Source organism: Streptomyces sp. Act143 (genome assembly GCF_003143935.1).
Lineage (GTDB): Bacteria > Actinomycetota > Actinomycetes > Streptomycetales > Streptomycetaceae > Streptomyces.
Map to the genome: position 1 here is coordinate 8,362,355 of NZ_QFRX01000001.1, position 13,992 is coordinate 8,376,346.

Here is a 13,992-nt window from a genome sequence, read left to right on the forward strand (position 1 = left end):
AGACGCTCGATGCGGCCCGGGCGCGACCGCTGTACGTGGCGTGTACGTGGTGTTGCTCATGACCTTTGCGATACCCCTAGGGGTATCGAGTACTCTGGGGCCGAGATTTACCCCCCGGGGTATCTGAAAGGGAGATGAGCATGACCACTGCCCAGTTCACACGGGAGACGGCGGACGCCTCCGCCGAGCCGGCGCCGCCCGGCCCACTGGGGCGCCTCGGCGTCTGGGCCACCACTCACCTGCGCCTGGTGCTCGTGCTGTGGCTGGTCCTGGTGGCCGGTCTCGGGGCATTCGCGCCCCAGGTGACCTCGGCGCTGGCGGGAGCCGGCTGGCAGGCCAACGGCTCGGAATCCGTGCAGGTACGCGAACTCGCGCAGCAGCACTTCGGGGGCAACGCCTCCTCCGCGCTCCAGGTCGTCGTCACCTCCGAGAAGTCCGAGAAGCAGGTCTCCGACCCCGCGATGAAGAAGGTGATCGCCGAGGCGACCGCCCTGCTCGAGGCCGACGCGCGCATCGCGACCGTCGTCCAGCCGCAGCCCGGCGCGACCATCAGCCGTGACGGCAGGACAGCCGTCCTCCTGGCCGGAGCCGGCGCCGACACCAACGACATGGTCAGAGCCGCCGACGACCTGAAAAAGCCCCTCGCCGCACTGTCGGGCGACGGCGTCGCGGTCCACGCCACCGGGGCGTCGGTGATGTGGAGCGACTTCAACACCGCCAACCACGACTCCATGATGAAGTCCGAGATGGTGTCCTGGCCGGTGACGATGGCCATCCTCGTGCTGGCCTTCGGATCCCTGGTCGCGGCCGGACTGCCGCTGCTGCTGACCATCGCCGGCCTCGCCGCGTCCGCGGGCGCGCTCGTGCTGCTCAACCACCTCACACCGACGTCGATCTGGGCGATGAACTTCGCCATGATGTTCGCCCTCGCGCTCGGCATCGACTACGCCCTCTTCCTCGTCGTCCGCTTCCGCGCCGCGCTGGCCCGGCACGGCAACCCGGTCCGCGCCGTCGCCGAGACCATGGACACCGCGGGCAAGGCGGTCGCCCTGTCCGGACTCACCGTCCTGGTCAGCCTGTCGGCCGTGATGCTGGTGCCCGCCCCCGCGTTCCGGTCCATGGCGCTCGGCATCATGCTCGCCGTCGTCTTCGTGCTGGCCGCGACACTGACCCTGCTGCCCGCGGTACTCGGCCGACTCGGCACCCGGATCGACGCGGCCGCCCTGCCCTTCGCCCGCGCCACCCCCACCGATGACGGCTCCTCGCCACGCTTCACCGCCTGGGGCGAACGCCTGTGGCGCCACCCCTACCGATACGGCGTTCCCGCACTGCTCGTCCTGGTGGCACTCGCCGCCCCGGTCATCGGACTGCGCACCGCGATGCCGTCCATCACCGTCGTCCCCAAGGACGATTCCTCACGCGTCGGCTACGAGGCCGTGCAGCAGGCGTTCGGCGACGGAGCACCGGGCACCCTGCAGATCATCACCCCCACCGCCACGGCCCCCGCGACGGCGAAGGAACTCGCCGCGAACCAGGGCATCGCCGGCGTGCTGCCCGCCCAACCGGCCGCGGACGACAGCGGGTTGTCCCTCATCCAGGCCGTCCCCGCCGTCGACCCGTCCGACCCCGCACTGGCGCAGACCGTCGACCGACTGCGTCACGACCTTCCCGATGAAGCGCTCGTGGGCGGCGCCGCCGTGGAGAACCTGGACCTGCAAACCACCCTCGACGCCAAGACACCCCTCGTCATGGGCGTGGTCCTCGCACTCGGCTTCCTGCTGCTGCTCATCGCCCTGCAGGCACCCCTGGTGGCACTGATCGGCACGGTGACCAACCTGCTCGCCACGGCCGCGGCCTTCGGCACCGCCCGGCTGATCTTCCAGGACGGTCACGGAGCCGGCCTGCTCGGCTTCACCCCCCAGGGCTTCCTGGACGGCTGGGCGCCCGTGTTCTTCTTCGCCATGATCTTCGCGATCGCCATGGACTACACGGTCTTCCTCCTCTCCACTGCCAAGGAGCACTACGAGAAGACCGGCAACCCCCGCACCGCCGCGGTCGCCGCACTCGGCCACTCCGGCCGCGTCATCTTCGCCGCCGCGGCCGTCATGGTCGCCGTCTTCTTCACCTTCGCCCTCTCCGGCCCCCTGCCCCCCAAGGAGATGGGCATCGTCCTGGGCATCGCCGTCCTGCTCGACGCCGCCCTCGTCCGCCTCGTCCTGCTGCCGGTCCTGCTCCGCCTCACCGGCACAGCCGCCTGGCACACCCCGGGCTGGCTCAAGCGCGTCCTGCCCGACATCCACTTCAACCACAGCTGAAAAACCGACAACGACAACAGAAGGAGAACACCCATGTGCCAACGAGCCGTCTGCCGCACCTGCCAAGGAATCACCTACCGAGGCTGCGGCATGCACGTGGAACAAGTGCTCGCCGGAGTCCCCAAGTCCCAGCGCTGCACCTGCGACCCGAAGACCCCGTCCACCGGAGGTCTTTGGAAGCGCCTGCTCGGCCGCTCCTGACCCTCGGCCTCTCCCACCCGACCAACAGCGGGGCCCCTCTGCGGGCCCCGCCCGCACCATGCCGGACCCCCGCACCACGGAACACACCGAGACGACCAAGACGCCTCCCTACCCCTCCTCCTCCCCCTCCCCGTCTCCGCCGACCTGCGCCCTCAGAGCGGATTCCGAACACCGGGCACCGAGCCGCAACCCCGAAAACACCAGCAGGTCAGGCCACGTTCCAGGCACGCAACCGCCGACCCACCAGGCCAATTACCATCGCACCGGAAGCCGCGCCCCGCACCAGGGCGACCGCCTCATCGCGCTTTAGAGTCCTGGCATTGATCCGGGCGACACCGCGTACAAAGGGCCGTAGTCGTCCACCTGCGGGTCACCGGGCAGCAACTCGGCAGCATGCAGCAGATAGCTCACACCAACAGGGTGAAGCGGTTCGTGTTGCTGTGTCACAGTGCTTCTCCACCGCGGTGGCCCGGTCGTAGGCGGCGGACAGGATGTACTCCTGCAAGCTCACGCCCTCCTGCCGTTTTGCGGCCTCGATCGCGGCGCGCACAAAGAGCAGGCCCTAGTCCCCTTTGGCGGTTGCCCAGGGGCGTGATGGCAGGAGCGGCGCTGTGGCAGTCTGCTCGCGTGGACGATCTCGTAGGCACACAGGCCCCGGGCTGCCGCCTGACCGACCCCGCTGAGTCGGTTGCGGAACTCGAACGGGCGCTGCCCGGTCTTGAGCCCCATCGTCTGCCGACACCGGCGAGTATCGACTGGCCACGGCTGGAGGGCGTGCTGGGTACGGCTCTGCCCGCCGACTACAAACTCCTCTGTGAGCTCTACCCGGCGTTCGTGCTCAGTGACTTCATACTCGTCAGCGGCCCGGCACCGGGCGCCGAAGTCACCTGGGCCGAGGACACTGAGGACTTGGAGATCGTCGCTGAGTGGTGCGAGGACGCTGACTTGGCCATTCCCATGCATCCGTACCCCGCGGCGGGCGGCCTGCTTCCCTGGGCCACCTCCAACCAGGGGGACTACTTCTTGTGGACCACCAGCCCCGACGGACCGCAGGAATGGATGGTCACCGTCGCCTCGCGCAATGGCGCATGGTGGCACTACGCCGGTGGGGCGGTTCAGTTCCTGGCCGATCTGGTGAGCGGTGTCCTGGAGCCCTGGGCGCTGCCGCCAGTCCGACCGGAGATCACCTGGGTCCAGCAACCAGGCGGTGGCAGCAGATGACTGTCACCGCCATGCCTGCGACGGCGAAGAAATGCCCGTTTCCTGTGCCGTCGATGCGGGCGGCGGAACCCCGATAGCCAGGACACGTGCGTTCGACGCCCTGGCGGACCAGGGCCTGTACTCCGTGCACTTGAGATGCGGCAGCCCTCCACCCGCAGCGACGGTCGACCCGCCCTCGACACACTGCAACCCGACGATGCCGGGCACACCACCACCATCACCGTCCCCTCCCACCTCCGCGTAGCAGCCGATCAGAGTCGGCTGCGCACAGCAGTCGGCGAGTTCTTCGACGCGCCGGAGCCGGAAACCGAGCTGTTCAGCCCATGCTCTGTCAGTGGTCTGTGGTGGGATGACCAGACTTTGTCGGTGATCTGCTGGGAGACCATCATGACCTCTTCGTATCCGTCCCTGACGCGCGCCTTGGGCGAGGCTTTGGTCGATGTCCTGTGGTTCATAGAAGGCAGCGAGGACGAGCAGATGGATGAGGACGACGCGGTCAAGGTGATGGAGGGGGTCGCGCACGCATTCAGTACGCTGACCGATGACCAGCGGCAGGAACTGATCGAGCTGGTGGGGGAGATGGCAGCCGCCGAGACCGACTCGGCTCGCCGCGAGTTCCTGGAAGAGTTCCCGGACGGGTTCGGGCTGGTCGATGACGAGTCCTGAGCAGCAGCCTTCCCAGGAGTGAGCAGGACGCGCGTGCGAGGGAGTCCGAAGCCGACGCGGGGGAACATCTGGCGCTTGCGCATCGTGATCGTCCACCCGTGATCGGCGCTGGGCGCTGGTCTCAGTCGGTACCCCCGGCAGGAGCGTCCTGCCAGCCAGGCAAGGTCAGCTCGTCGTCGCGCAGCGACCAGAACGGCGGCTGATCGGACGGCGGTCCAGCAAGGACCCGCAACTCCTGCGGCCGGTATTCGTCACGTGCGTCCTCGACACTGAAGCCCGCCGAGGACAGCACCGCGGCCATCGCCTGCAGCATTGCTGCCCGGACCGCACTGGAGTGCCGCAGGACCGGCTCATCCAGTTGCTTCAGCCCGAACGCACGGCTCGCGCAGGCCTGCAGGCGAGGGCTCGCCTGCCAGCCCACGAACACTCCGCCCGCCGCGTCGGCCCCGTCATCGACCTCCACCTCGGCGCCACCGGCCAGCACCGAGTTGATGCCCGGCGCAAGCACGGGCAGCCCCGCGGCCGCCAGCTCGTTGCGGACCTTCCAGGAGAGCGCCTCCAAGGCCGCGAACTCCTCAGCACTCACTCGTTCGAACACTCTCTCAATCCAATGCGTGTGACAGAAGGCTGTGACCGTGCAGGTCATGTGCGTGTGATCACCCTGCCAGGACAAGGTTGCACATGTGGACCGTTGTCGTGATGCCGTGATGCCGCGTTGTCGGCAGTCGCGGGGGACCGCCGCATCGTGAGGTTGGCTGACGCGACAACGCCGAGGTCAGTCGGTCCTCACGACATCCGACAGGGGCACGTCGACAGTGCTAGGGTCACCCAGGATGTCGACGGCCAACTGCACGCGTCCACGACCGAAGTCGACGGCTCGAACAGGGCCCCTGAAGCCTGCGAATGGCCCATCGGTGACCCGCACAACATCACCTGTCTGAACCTGTGCCTCTTCCGTCACGTCCACCCACCCCCCTTACTGGTGACAACCAGATTCCACGATCGCTGCCCACGAGTGCATGGTGATCCGTCAGCGGGCTCGCTATCCCGTGTCACTGTTCCTCCGCAGCCCCCCAACGGACATCACGGCAGCCACGCACCGAACCCATCAGTCCATGACGAGCGACATCAATGTGTCCCAGATGGCGAACACAGTCCAGATCAACGCAATTTTTCTGCCCTAGGTTCGGTTCAAGATCTGGCATGTACTCCCTCACCGGCGATCAGGCCTGACGCGAAGCCAGGAGTCGGAGCCGTACCGGGAGGCATGACCATGGCCTGCACCAAGGCCGTCGAGGAGGCTCGCCCTCCTGCATGTTTGTGAGCGCGGACGTTCGGCGCGTCAGACCGCGGGTGGCGCGGAGCGGACCGATTCCCCGCCAAGGGCCGGCGCGGTCCAGGACTCGAGCAGGCGCAGCGCCTCTTCGGTCGGTGAGCCTGGTTCCACGTTGTAGACGTACAGGGTCTGGTCCACGTCGCCGGGAACCGGGAAGGACTCGAAGACGAAGTCCAGGTCACCGACGACGGGGTGATGGTGGAGCTTTGCGCCGTGGGTGCACCGCAGCACCCGGTGGTCGCTCCACCAGGTGGTGAACTCCGGCGACCGCAACATGAGTTCGCCCACCAGGTCGGCGAGTTGCCGGTCGTGGGGCCGGCGTCCGGCCTCCAGGCGGAGAATCCCCACCGTTTCGGCAGCGGCGCGCTCCCAGTCGCCGACGGTCTCCCGGGCGGAGGGGTCCAGCAGGTAGTAGCGCGCCAGGTTGCGAGCCGGTACGGGCAGCGCGTCGAAGTCGGTGAGGACGGCCCGGGCCAGTCGGTTGGAGGCCAGGACGTCGGTTCGCCGACCGAGGACGTATGCCGGCACATGCTGGAGTGTCTGCAGCATCAGGTGCAGACCCGGACGGACCCGCTGCGGCCCGGTGGGAGTGCGGCGAGTGGCGGCGTTGGGCCGGGTCAGCAGATCCCGCAGGTGTTCCGTCTCGGACGCGTCCAGGTGCAGGGCCTGGCTCACCGCGTCGAGGACTTCCGGTGAGGGGTTGCTGGCTCGGCCCTGTTCGAGCCGTGTGTAGTACTCGGTGCTCACCCCGGCGAGCCGGGCGACCTCGTCGCGACGCAGTCCCGGTACCCGGCGTGCCCGACCGTCCTCGGGCAACCCTGCCTGGTCCGGGGTCAGGCGGTTGCGTCGGGTGCGCAAGAAGTCTGCGAGCTCGCTGCGGCTGTCCATGCGTCAAGTGTGCGCCTTCGCCGGGCGGCGTTTACCGTTCTGGGTAGCCCTGTCGGTACCAGTCTCAGCAGGGTATGGCAGGCGCCCCCACACATGTGTCCTGAGGTGTTCTGCTGGATGAGCGGCCCGGACGAGCAGGCCGCCCCCCTTCGAATGTTTCACGGAAGGTACCTCCTCCATGACCTCGCAAACCTCTGTCGCTCCCCTTGCCGGACGTGTCGCTGTCGTCACCGGTGCTTCCAGCGGTATCGGCGAAGCGACCGCTGAACACCTGGCGTCGCTGGGAGCGAAGGTCGCCGTGCTTGCCCGGCGCGAAGACCGACTCGCCGAGTTGGTCTCCCGCATCGAGAAGAACGGCGGCACCGCACTGGCGATCGCCGCCGACGTGACCGACGTCCAGGCCCTGCGCACCGCCGCCGACCGGGTGCAGAGCGACCTGGGCGGCGCGGACCTGCTCTTCAACAACGCAGGTGTCATGCTCCCCGCCCCGATCGAGGAGCTGGCCACGGGGCAGTGGCAGCACCAGATCGACCTGAACATCACGGGTCTGATGAACGCCATCGGCGCCTTCGTTCCCCAGCTGGTCCAGGCGGCCGCCGAACGCGGCGTCGGCGACCTGATCAACACCTCCTCGATCGCCGCGCAGAACCTCTTCCCGAACTTCGCCGTCTACGCGGCGAGCAAGGCGTACGTGACGCACCTGTCCCGGCACCTGAGGATGGAGCTGGGCCCGAAGAAGGTGCGAGTGTCGGCGATCGAGCCGGGCATCGTCGGGACGGAGCTGCAGGGTCACGTCACCGACGCCGGGGCCCGGGAGTGGCTGGAGGGCTCCAAGGAGACGATGGAGTGGCTGACGGCGGAGGACATCGCCCACACCGTCGGGTTCCTCGCCTCCCAGCCGGCACGCGTCAACCTTCAGCAGGTCACGATCATGCCTACCGGCGAGGCCAGCTGATCACACACCCGGCACCACCGTCCTGATCCAGGCCGGTGGTGCCGGCCCGGATCAGGACACCATTTCCGACGGAACCTCATCCCGGACGGCCCGCCGCAACTGCGGCGGGCCGTCCGGGATGATCTCGGCTACTGGAGCTTTTCGGTGACCACCTCGTGGTCCGGGCTGAAGATGACGATCTTCTCGATCAGGTCACCGGTCGTTTCGATGACCTCCCATCCCACCGCGGTCTTCTCGGGGGGAAAGACCGCGTCCCACCGGAAGTGCACGAACTCCCGGTTCTTGTAGTAGCTCTCGACCTCGATGCTGACGGGCGGGGCCTGCTGCTGCACGACGCCGATGTAGTCGTTGAGGGCGGCGCGGCCGACGTAGATGTTGTCGGGCTCGGGCTCCATGAACGTGATGTTCTCGGCGTAGGTCTCCTCGATCGCCTTGGCACGCTCGATCGGGTCCCTGACCGTCCAGACCTGGAGGTGCTTGGCGGTGATGAGCCTGGCGCGCTCCGAGGAACCGGTCAGGGTCAGGCTGAGGAGGGAGATCCGCCCCACTCCGTCCAGGACGGCCGTGACTTCGCCGTTCGCGGAGAACTCGTCGCCCTGGAGGTCCAGTCCCGCCTCGCTCCACTGTGCGGTGACGGACTCGTCGGTCTGCGCGGAAACGGTCAGGGAGTGCTTGATCTCCTTGCGCTTGGCGGCCTTCCGCTGGTGGAAGGCGATGGCCCTTTCCCGGCCCTGGACGAATTCGCCGCAGTGCAGCAGCACGAATTCCTCCGCGAAGAGGTCGCGAAGGCTGTCGAGGACGGAGTGGTCACTGACTGCCGAGTCGACGATCTCGAAATAGCGAGCGAGTGGTGTGGTCATGATTGGCTTCCTGTTATCGCGCCGGGACGGCTGTGCCGCCACTTGTATCGTGACGCCTACCTTGTTGACTGGTCAAGTATGTGTTTATATCTGTGGTGGTGCTCACCTCGGCCCGGGGGTGATGAGTCAGAGGCGGCGATCGGTTCCCCGCCGGCCGCGGAGACCCAGGTCGTCCAGGGGGGTACCGTCCGCCCAGCGCTGGAGCCGGCGGCCGTCGAGAAGGCGGACACCGCTCTGGTCGGCGGCCCACCGTACGTCCGCGCGGCTGAACCGGGCCCGGCTGACCAAGATCCGGATCAGCCCGTCGGTTGCGGTGTGCTCCGCCCTTTCCAGAGGGGCGCGGACAGCCGGGAAGCTCCCGCTCGTCGCCTCCTCGGCCGGGCAGAAGGACACCTCGAGCATGCGGCCGCTGCCGTCGCGAGCGTAGAGGCGAGGCCGCCGCCGGGCCGGGAGGGAGACGACGTGCCAGCCGTCGCGCCGCAGTATCCGTTCAGCGGCGGCCAGCAGGCCGTGGTCGTCGAGCAGTGCGAGTTCGGCCCGGGTGTAGATGCCCGCGCGTCGGCGGACCGCCGCGCGGCGCCAGCGCACCCCTATGACGGTGACTGCGACGAGCAGGCCCAGGCTCAGGGCCTGGCCGACGAAGCCCATCACGTGGTGGAGCCACACCAGGATGAGGGTCAGCCCGGCCACCGCCGATCCGACGACGGCGAACGCGGGCAGCACCTCGCGCAGTTCGGGGCCGTAGCGCCCCTGTTCCCGCAGTTCGGCAAGCGCACGCCGCCTCCGCGACTGCCGTGAATCCGACCCCCGGCCCATCGGATCCAGGACCCCCCGCCCCGCTTGTGCGTCCGCGCCCACGCCCGTTCGCTTGAGCTGTCCCCTGGTCAACGCCCCGAGACGTTCCATGAGTTCCGCCCAGTGCATTCCACAGTAAAATGGACAGGTAATTGATATGTCAAATATGTCAAGTGAATGGTGCGCGCGGGGCATCTCTCGTGGCTCCCAGCGGGCGGCGCTGGTCGGCGGGTTCCGCCCCGGCCAGGTAAACTTGAGCAGTCAAGCGACTCGGTCGGCGGAGAAAACACGTTCGGCCACGGTTGCTCCGGTGAGGCGGCCGTCCCGCCGGTGCGCGTGCCGCGGAGGACAGTCCCGCTGACATATGCCGAAAACCCGGATGGAGCCTCTACACCATGGGAATGACTGCCACGGACCTGGCCACCTCGCTCTTCACAGTCCTTGAGACAGGTGATCCCGCGCTGGCCGCTCAGGTGGTCCACGAAGAGTTCCGCAACCGCGAAGCGGCCGTGGCGCCTCCGGCGTGCCGCGTCGCCGGGCCGGCCGGCGTGCTGGCGTCGAGTGCGTGGATGCGGTTCGCGTTCGAAGGGCTGCGGCTGCCCTTCCTGGAGACCGCCCGCAACGACGACCAGGTGTGGGTGCGGCTGCGGATGCAGGGCCGGCACACCGGCGCCTTCGTCCTGTTCAAGGACGGCGCCGTCGACCAGGTGGTGCCCCCCACCGGCCGGGAGATCGACTTCGAGCAGATACACGTGCTCGATCTGCGGGACGGCAAGGTGGTCCGGCACGAGGCGGTGCGTGATGACATCACGATGCTGGGGCAGCTGGGCGTCTTTCCCCCCACGCCGGCGGCGGGAATGCGCATGCTCGCCTGGAAGACCACCGGACGCGCCTCCCGGGCTGCCGCGGAGGTCACGGCCCGGGCTGCCCAGGCGGCCGGGGCTGCGGTGAACACGCCGGCCGCATGAGTTCGGCTTCAGCAGGGTGACCGCTGTCGCATGCAGGGCGGCGGCGGTCGCGTAACGCGCACATGCAGGGGGCATCGCACACATATACTTGACTAATCAATTAAATGGGGATAGTTTCTCGGTGATGCTGCCGGCATGGGTATGTCGTCGGCGGCAGGTCGTCACGTCCTCGCAGACCGGCCGTAGGCCAGTGCAGCCTGTCGCGACGTCAAGTCAGAAAGCCCCGCTGTGCGCATCCTCTTCTTCAGCACTCCCGTACGCCAACGCCTCATGCCCATGGTGCCGCTGGCGCGTGCGCTACGCCGACACGGCCACGCGGTCGCCTTCTCGACCGCCGCCGAGGCGGCCTGCTGGCTGGAGCCGGAGGGCTTCGAGGTGCTCCCCTCGGGCCCGGACGCGCATCAACTGACCGCCGAAGTCGCCCGTCGGCTCGGCTCCGACATCCTGTTCAGCTCGGACAAGGACCTCACGGCGGAACTCTTCGCCGGCGCACGAGTCGACCTCATGGCCGACGAGGCGCTGGAGCGTGCGCAGCGCTGGGCGCCCGATCTGATCGTCTGTGAGGACCGCGACTTCGTGGGTCCTCTGGTCGCGACCGCTCTCCGGGTGCCGTCCGTGGTGGTCGTCGCGGGCCTTGTGCCGGAGGCGGAAGAACTCGGCGCCCTCGCCGCTGCGGTCCGCTCGCGCTATGTCGCGCGCGGCCTCCAGCCCCCCGCCCGGGTGCCCGCCGGGGATCGGCTGCTGGATCTGTGTCCGCCGGGTTTGCAGCGCGAGGGCGGGCGGCCGTCCGCCGACCGCCTCGCGCCGAGGGCGGAACCACTGGTGGACGTGCAGGGCGCGGCGACGTCCCGTCCCGCCCACGACGGCAGACCCGGCGTGCTCGTCGGCCTCGACGCGGCAGCAGGGGCGTCGCTGACGCTCAGCCAGGTGCTCCGCGCGTTGAGCGCACTGGATGTCGACGTGATGGTGGTGGCGGGGGAGCGGGCGAAGGATCTCGGAGCGGGTCCGGGCCAGGTCCGATGGTGCTCCCGCTTTCCTGCGGGCGATTGGGAGGGCGTTCGCGCGGTGGTGCACTCCGGCGACCGGGAGACCACCCTCGCGGCTGCCGCGCGCGGTGTCCCGGCCGTCGTCGTTGCGCAGTCCCCCGGCCAAGAGGAATGGGCGGCACGGCTCGCGGCGGCGGGAGCGGGTATCGCGCTGCCGGCCGGGAGCGCTGACCCGACCAGGGTCGCGACGGCCGTCGGTTCGCTGCTGTCGGACTCGCGGTTCAGCCAGGGCGCATCCCGGCTCCGGGCCGACATCGACGCCATGCCGGACGCCACCCAGGTGGCCCGGGAACTGGTGGCGTGGGCGTCCGCCTTCAGCAGGTGTCAGTAGTTGGGCGCTATGCGCTCCAGCACTTGCGCCGCCGCCGCGATGTCGCAGCCCTCCAGGCGGGAGAAGATGTGACGTCGTACGCTCGCGAGGTTGGTGGGCCACGCCTGTTTCAGCTGGGCCCATCCCGCATCGGTGAGGACGGCCAGCCACGCCCTTCCGTCGTCCGGTGCCTTCTGCCGGATCACCAGGGACTGCGACTCCAGTCGGTTCACGACCCTTGTCATGCCACTCAGCGACAGCCCGCACATATTGGCAAGCTCACTCATCCGCATCTGGTTGTGCGGCACCTCGGACAGGTGCACCAGAACCGTGTACTCGGTGCTGGTAATCGGATGCTCTTCGAGCATGTCCGCGTCGACGACTCGGGGCAGGAGTGTCATTACTCTGCCGAGAGCCCGCAGGAACGCCTCCTCGTCGTGGTCGAGGGGCTTGATGGTCGGGTCTGCCATGAGCACAGTGTAAATGGCGGGAAATCGGCTTCGCTGCCCTGCGCATCGATGAAAGTCAGGATGCGCGGAGAGCGATGAATCGACGGAATATGCGGCCAGTCACCCTAGTACTTGCTTGATAAACTAAAAATGTACGGAATTCGAGAGCCCGCGTGGACCGGCCCGCCGGTCAGTGGACGTCCGCCGTCGCTTCAGCGGCGGCAGTCCCCTCGGACTCGACGAGTGTGTACATCACCGAACGCTGCTGGCGGTGCCGCTGGACGCGCCGCTTGGCCACCAGTGACTCAAGCGTGTTGCGCACCACCTGGGGTGTCGGAGCGCGGTCCGGGTGTTTCTCCAGCAGCTCGTCGCGCAACTCCTTCGCCAGGCGCGGTTCTTCGTGACCGCGCAACAGGTCGACCAGGACGTCCCCCAGCAGCGGGTGCCGCGACTGCCTGCTCGCGCCGGACCCCGCCGAGCTCATCGCCTTGCGCCGCATGGCGACCCCGGCCGCCACCCGGCGCGGTTTCCGCGTGGACGCGACCTGGGCAGCTTCCCTGACCTGCGTCCTGCCGAGCACGGGTTCATCTTGGCCCTGGTCGGGCAGCGGCGACGCATCCGACATGCCTTCGTACCGTTCGGCGAGGGCCAAGATCTCCACCAGCAGGGTCTCTTCCTGCTGCAACAGCCTCATCCTGTCGGTCAGTTCCCGTTGCCGTCGGCGGTTCTCCTCAAGGTCCGACGCGGCCTGCTCGACGTACCGCGATCGGAGCGTGGCGGCTGACTGGCTGGTCACAACCGTTCACTCCCTCTCATCCATGGTGCTGCGCATGCTACCCAGACCTGTACGGAGCCCCCACCGGCCCTGGAGACACGGAGAGGGAAACGTGGCCGGGGGCCGGTGCCAGGACATGCGGGTGTGCGCAGCGCGACGGGCGACGACAGAGCCGCGTGCCTGTGCCCCGCTGACCGGGTCACGGTCACAAGGCGACCCACGAGCCGTGCGGGGGAGTGTGCAGGAGTGACGACAGTCCCGCTTCGCGGAAGGCCGTCCGGATGTCGTCGAGCCCCTCGGAGAAGTGGGTCCAGCCGTCGTAATGCGCAGGCACGACGACGTCCGCGCCCAGCACCGCTGCCGCCGCCGCGGTACGGCGGCCGTCCATGGACAGCGGGCGCCCGTCGAACTTCGCCGGCACGCGCGCCGCACCTGCGTGCAGCACCGCGGCGCTGATGTCCGGCGCCCGGCGGGACACCTCCGCCACCGTGCGGATGGAGGCGTTGTCTCCGCTGATGTAGACGGTGGGCAATCCCTGCCCGGACAACACGAACCCGGTGACCTGGCAGTTGACGTAGCCGTCGGCGTCGCGCTCCCCGTCCTCCGGTCCGTGTACCGCCGGGACCGCGAGGACGGTGAGATCGCCGGCGCCGTCCGGGCGCGGTACGAGGTGGCTGCTCCACGGGGACAGGCCGACGGCCCGCTCGCCGAGCCGCGCCGCGGAGACGGGCGTGGTGAGGACCAGAGGCGCGGCCTCGGCGAACGCCCGGCCGCGCACGTCGAGGTTGTCCGGGTGCTGGTCATGGCTGACCAGCACCACGTCGACGGTGCCCAGCGCGCCTTCCTCGGCAGCAGGCCCGGCCGTCTTGGTCAGATACCCGCTCGGGCCGGGCTCGTCGAACGTCGGATCGCTGACGAACCGCAGGCCGCCCATGTCGATCACGGCCGTCGGGCCGCCCAGTACGGTGACCGCGCACTCCTGGCGGAACAGCTCCGAGCTCGTCATCGTCACCCTCACCCATCTGCTTTCCTGGTCCGGATCCGCACACCGGTCCTGTGGTGGCGTGTGCGGGACATCCTCGGCTCAACATCCGTGCCGGCCAGGCAATGAGGTGGCCCGCCCCCCTCATTTCCGTCAGCGTCCCTCGGTGTGTCGATGCCCGCTGTACATGGAGCCAGCCTAGTCGGCAATTGTCTCGCTCGCCTT

General features: G+C 68.6%; 14 protein-coding genes and 1 pseudogene. 6 read left to right on the forward strand and 9 right to left on the reverse strand.

The window, feature by feature from the left end; translation table 11 throughout:
* The first annotated feature begins 140 nt into the window (after positions 1-140).
* A complete protein-coding gene (locus tag DI272_RS38205; RefSeq protein WP_109499752.1) occupies positions 141-2,315 on the forward strand; it encodes an MMPL family transporter in 2,175 nt (724 codons plus the stop codon).
* Between the two features lie 409 nt (positions 2,316-2,724).
* Here DI272_RS38205 and DI272_RS46325 read toward each other — a convergent pair.
* A pseudogene (locus DI272_RS46325) lies at positions 2,725-2,963 on the reverse strand (hypothetical protein).
* A gap of 180 nt (positions 2,964-3,143) precedes the next feature.
* On the opposite strand from DI272_RS46325, the gene DI272_RS38220 reads away from it, so the two are divergent.
* Both DI272_RS38220 and DI272_RS45760 read left to right on the forward strand, forming a co-directional pair.
* Entirely contained in the window at positions 3,144-3,737 is a 594-nt protein-coding gene (locus tag DI272_RS38220) for an SMI1/KNR4 family protein (protein ID WP_109499754.1), read from the forward strand.
* Positions 3,738-3,872: 135 nt separating this feature from the next.
* Positions 3,873-4,403: a hypothetical protein gene (locus DI272_RS45760; RefSeq protein ID WP_258314796.1), complete on the forward strand. Its 531-nt coding sequence runs from the start codon at positions 3,873-3,875 to the stop codon at positions 4,401-4,403.
* 121 nt (positions 4,404-4,524) lie between these two features.
* Here the strand turns inward: DI272_RS45760 and DI272_RS38230 are convergent, their stop codons facing one another.
* The 3 genes from DI272_RS38230 to DI272_RS38240 all read right to left on the reverse strand — a co-directional run bounded on the left by DI272_RS38230 (position 4,525) and on the right by DI272_RS38240 (position 6,627).
* Positions 4,525-4,965 carry a hypothetical protein gene (locus tag DI272_RS38230; RefSeq protein WP_258314797.1) on the reverse strand — a complete coding sequence of 147 codons (441 nt, stop codon included), beginning with the start codon at positions 4,963-4,965 and terminating at the stop codon, positions 4,525-4,527.
* Positions 4,966-5,178: 213 nt separating this feature from the next.
* Positions 5,179-5,370 carry a KOW motif-containing protein gene (locus tag DI272_RS46330; RefSeq protein WP_109499756.1) on the reverse strand — a complete coding sequence of 64 codons (192 nt, stop codon included), beginning with the start codon at positions 5,368-5,370 and terminating at the stop codon, positions 5,179-5,181.
* Positions 5,371-5,745: 375 nt separating this feature from the next.
* Complete coding sequence (locus tag DI272_RS38240; protein ID WP_109499757.1) at positions 5,746-6,627, reverse strand: helix-turn-helix domain-containing protein; 882 nt, start codon at positions 6,625-6,627, stop codon at positions 5,746-5,748.
* A 178-nt stretch (positions 6,628-6,805) separates the two neighbouring features.
* Between DI272_RS38240 and DI272_RS38245 the strand changes: the two genes are divergently transcribed.
* Positions 6,806-7,582, forward strand: coding sequence for an SDR family oxidoreductase (locus DI272_RS38245; RefSeq protein WP_109499758.1), 777 nt, complete (start codon positions 6,806-6,808; stop codon positions 7,580-7,582).
* A 128-nt stretch (positions 7,583-7,710) separates the two neighbouring features.
* Here the strand turns inward: DI272_RS38245 and DI272_RS38250 are convergent, their stop codons facing one another.
* Both DI272_RS38250 and DI272_RS38255 read right to left on the reverse strand, forming a co-directional pair.
* Positions 7,711-8,442 (reverse strand): nuclear transport factor 2 family protein, encoded by a 732-nt coding sequence (locus tag DI272_RS38250; RefSeq protein WP_109499759.1) that lies wholly within the window; start codon positions 8,440-8,442, stop codon positions 7,711-7,713.
* Positions 8,443-8,568: 126 nt separating this feature from the next.
* Complete coding sequence (locus DI272_RS38255) at positions 8,569-9,258, reverse strand: hypothetical protein (RefSeq protein ID WP_109499760.1); 690 nt, start codon at positions 9,256-9,258, stop codon at positions 8,569-8,571.
* A gap of 380 nt (positions 9,259-9,638) precedes the next feature.
* On the opposite strand from DI272_RS38255, the gene DI272_RS38260 reads away from it, so the two are divergent.
* Both DI272_RS38260 and DI272_RS38265 read left to right on the forward strand, forming a co-directional pair.
* Entirely contained in the window at positions 9,639-10,205 is a 567-nt protein-coding gene (locus DI272_RS38260) for an ester cyclase (RefSeq protein ID WP_258314798.1), read from the forward strand.
* Positions 10,206-10,433: 228 nt separating this feature from the next.
* Positions 10,434-11,582 (forward strand): glycosyltransferase, encoded by a 1,149-nt coding sequence (locus DI272_RS38265; protein WP_109499762.1) that lies wholly within the window; start codon positions 10,434-10,436, stop codon positions 11,580-11,582.
* Here DI272_RS38265 and DI272_RS38270 read toward each other — a convergent pair.
* The 3 genes from DI272_RS38270 to DI272_RS38280 form a co-directional block, all read right to left on the reverse strand.
* Positions 11,576-12,031 (reverse strand): MarR family winged helix-turn-helix transcriptional regulator, encoded by a 456-nt coding sequence (locus DI272_RS38270; protein ID WP_109501261.1) that lies wholly within the window; start codon positions 12,029-12,031, stop codon positions 11,576-11,578. The two genes, DI272_RS38265 and DI272_RS38270, sit on opposite strands and share 7 nt — an antisense overlap.
* 169 nt (positions 12,032-12,200) lie before the next feature.
* Entirely contained in the window at positions 12,201-12,806 is a 606-nt protein-coding gene (locus tag DI272_RS38275) for a hypothetical protein (protein WP_109499763.1), read from the reverse strand.
* Positions 12,807-12,990: 184 nt separating this feature from the next.
* Positions 12,991-13,791, reverse strand: coding sequence for an MBL fold metallo-hydrolase (locus tag DI272_RS38280; RefSeq protein WP_109499764.1), 801 nt, complete (start codon positions 13,789-13,791; stop codon positions 12,991-12,993).
* Between the last annotated feature and the right edge of the window lie 201 nt (positions 13,792-13,992).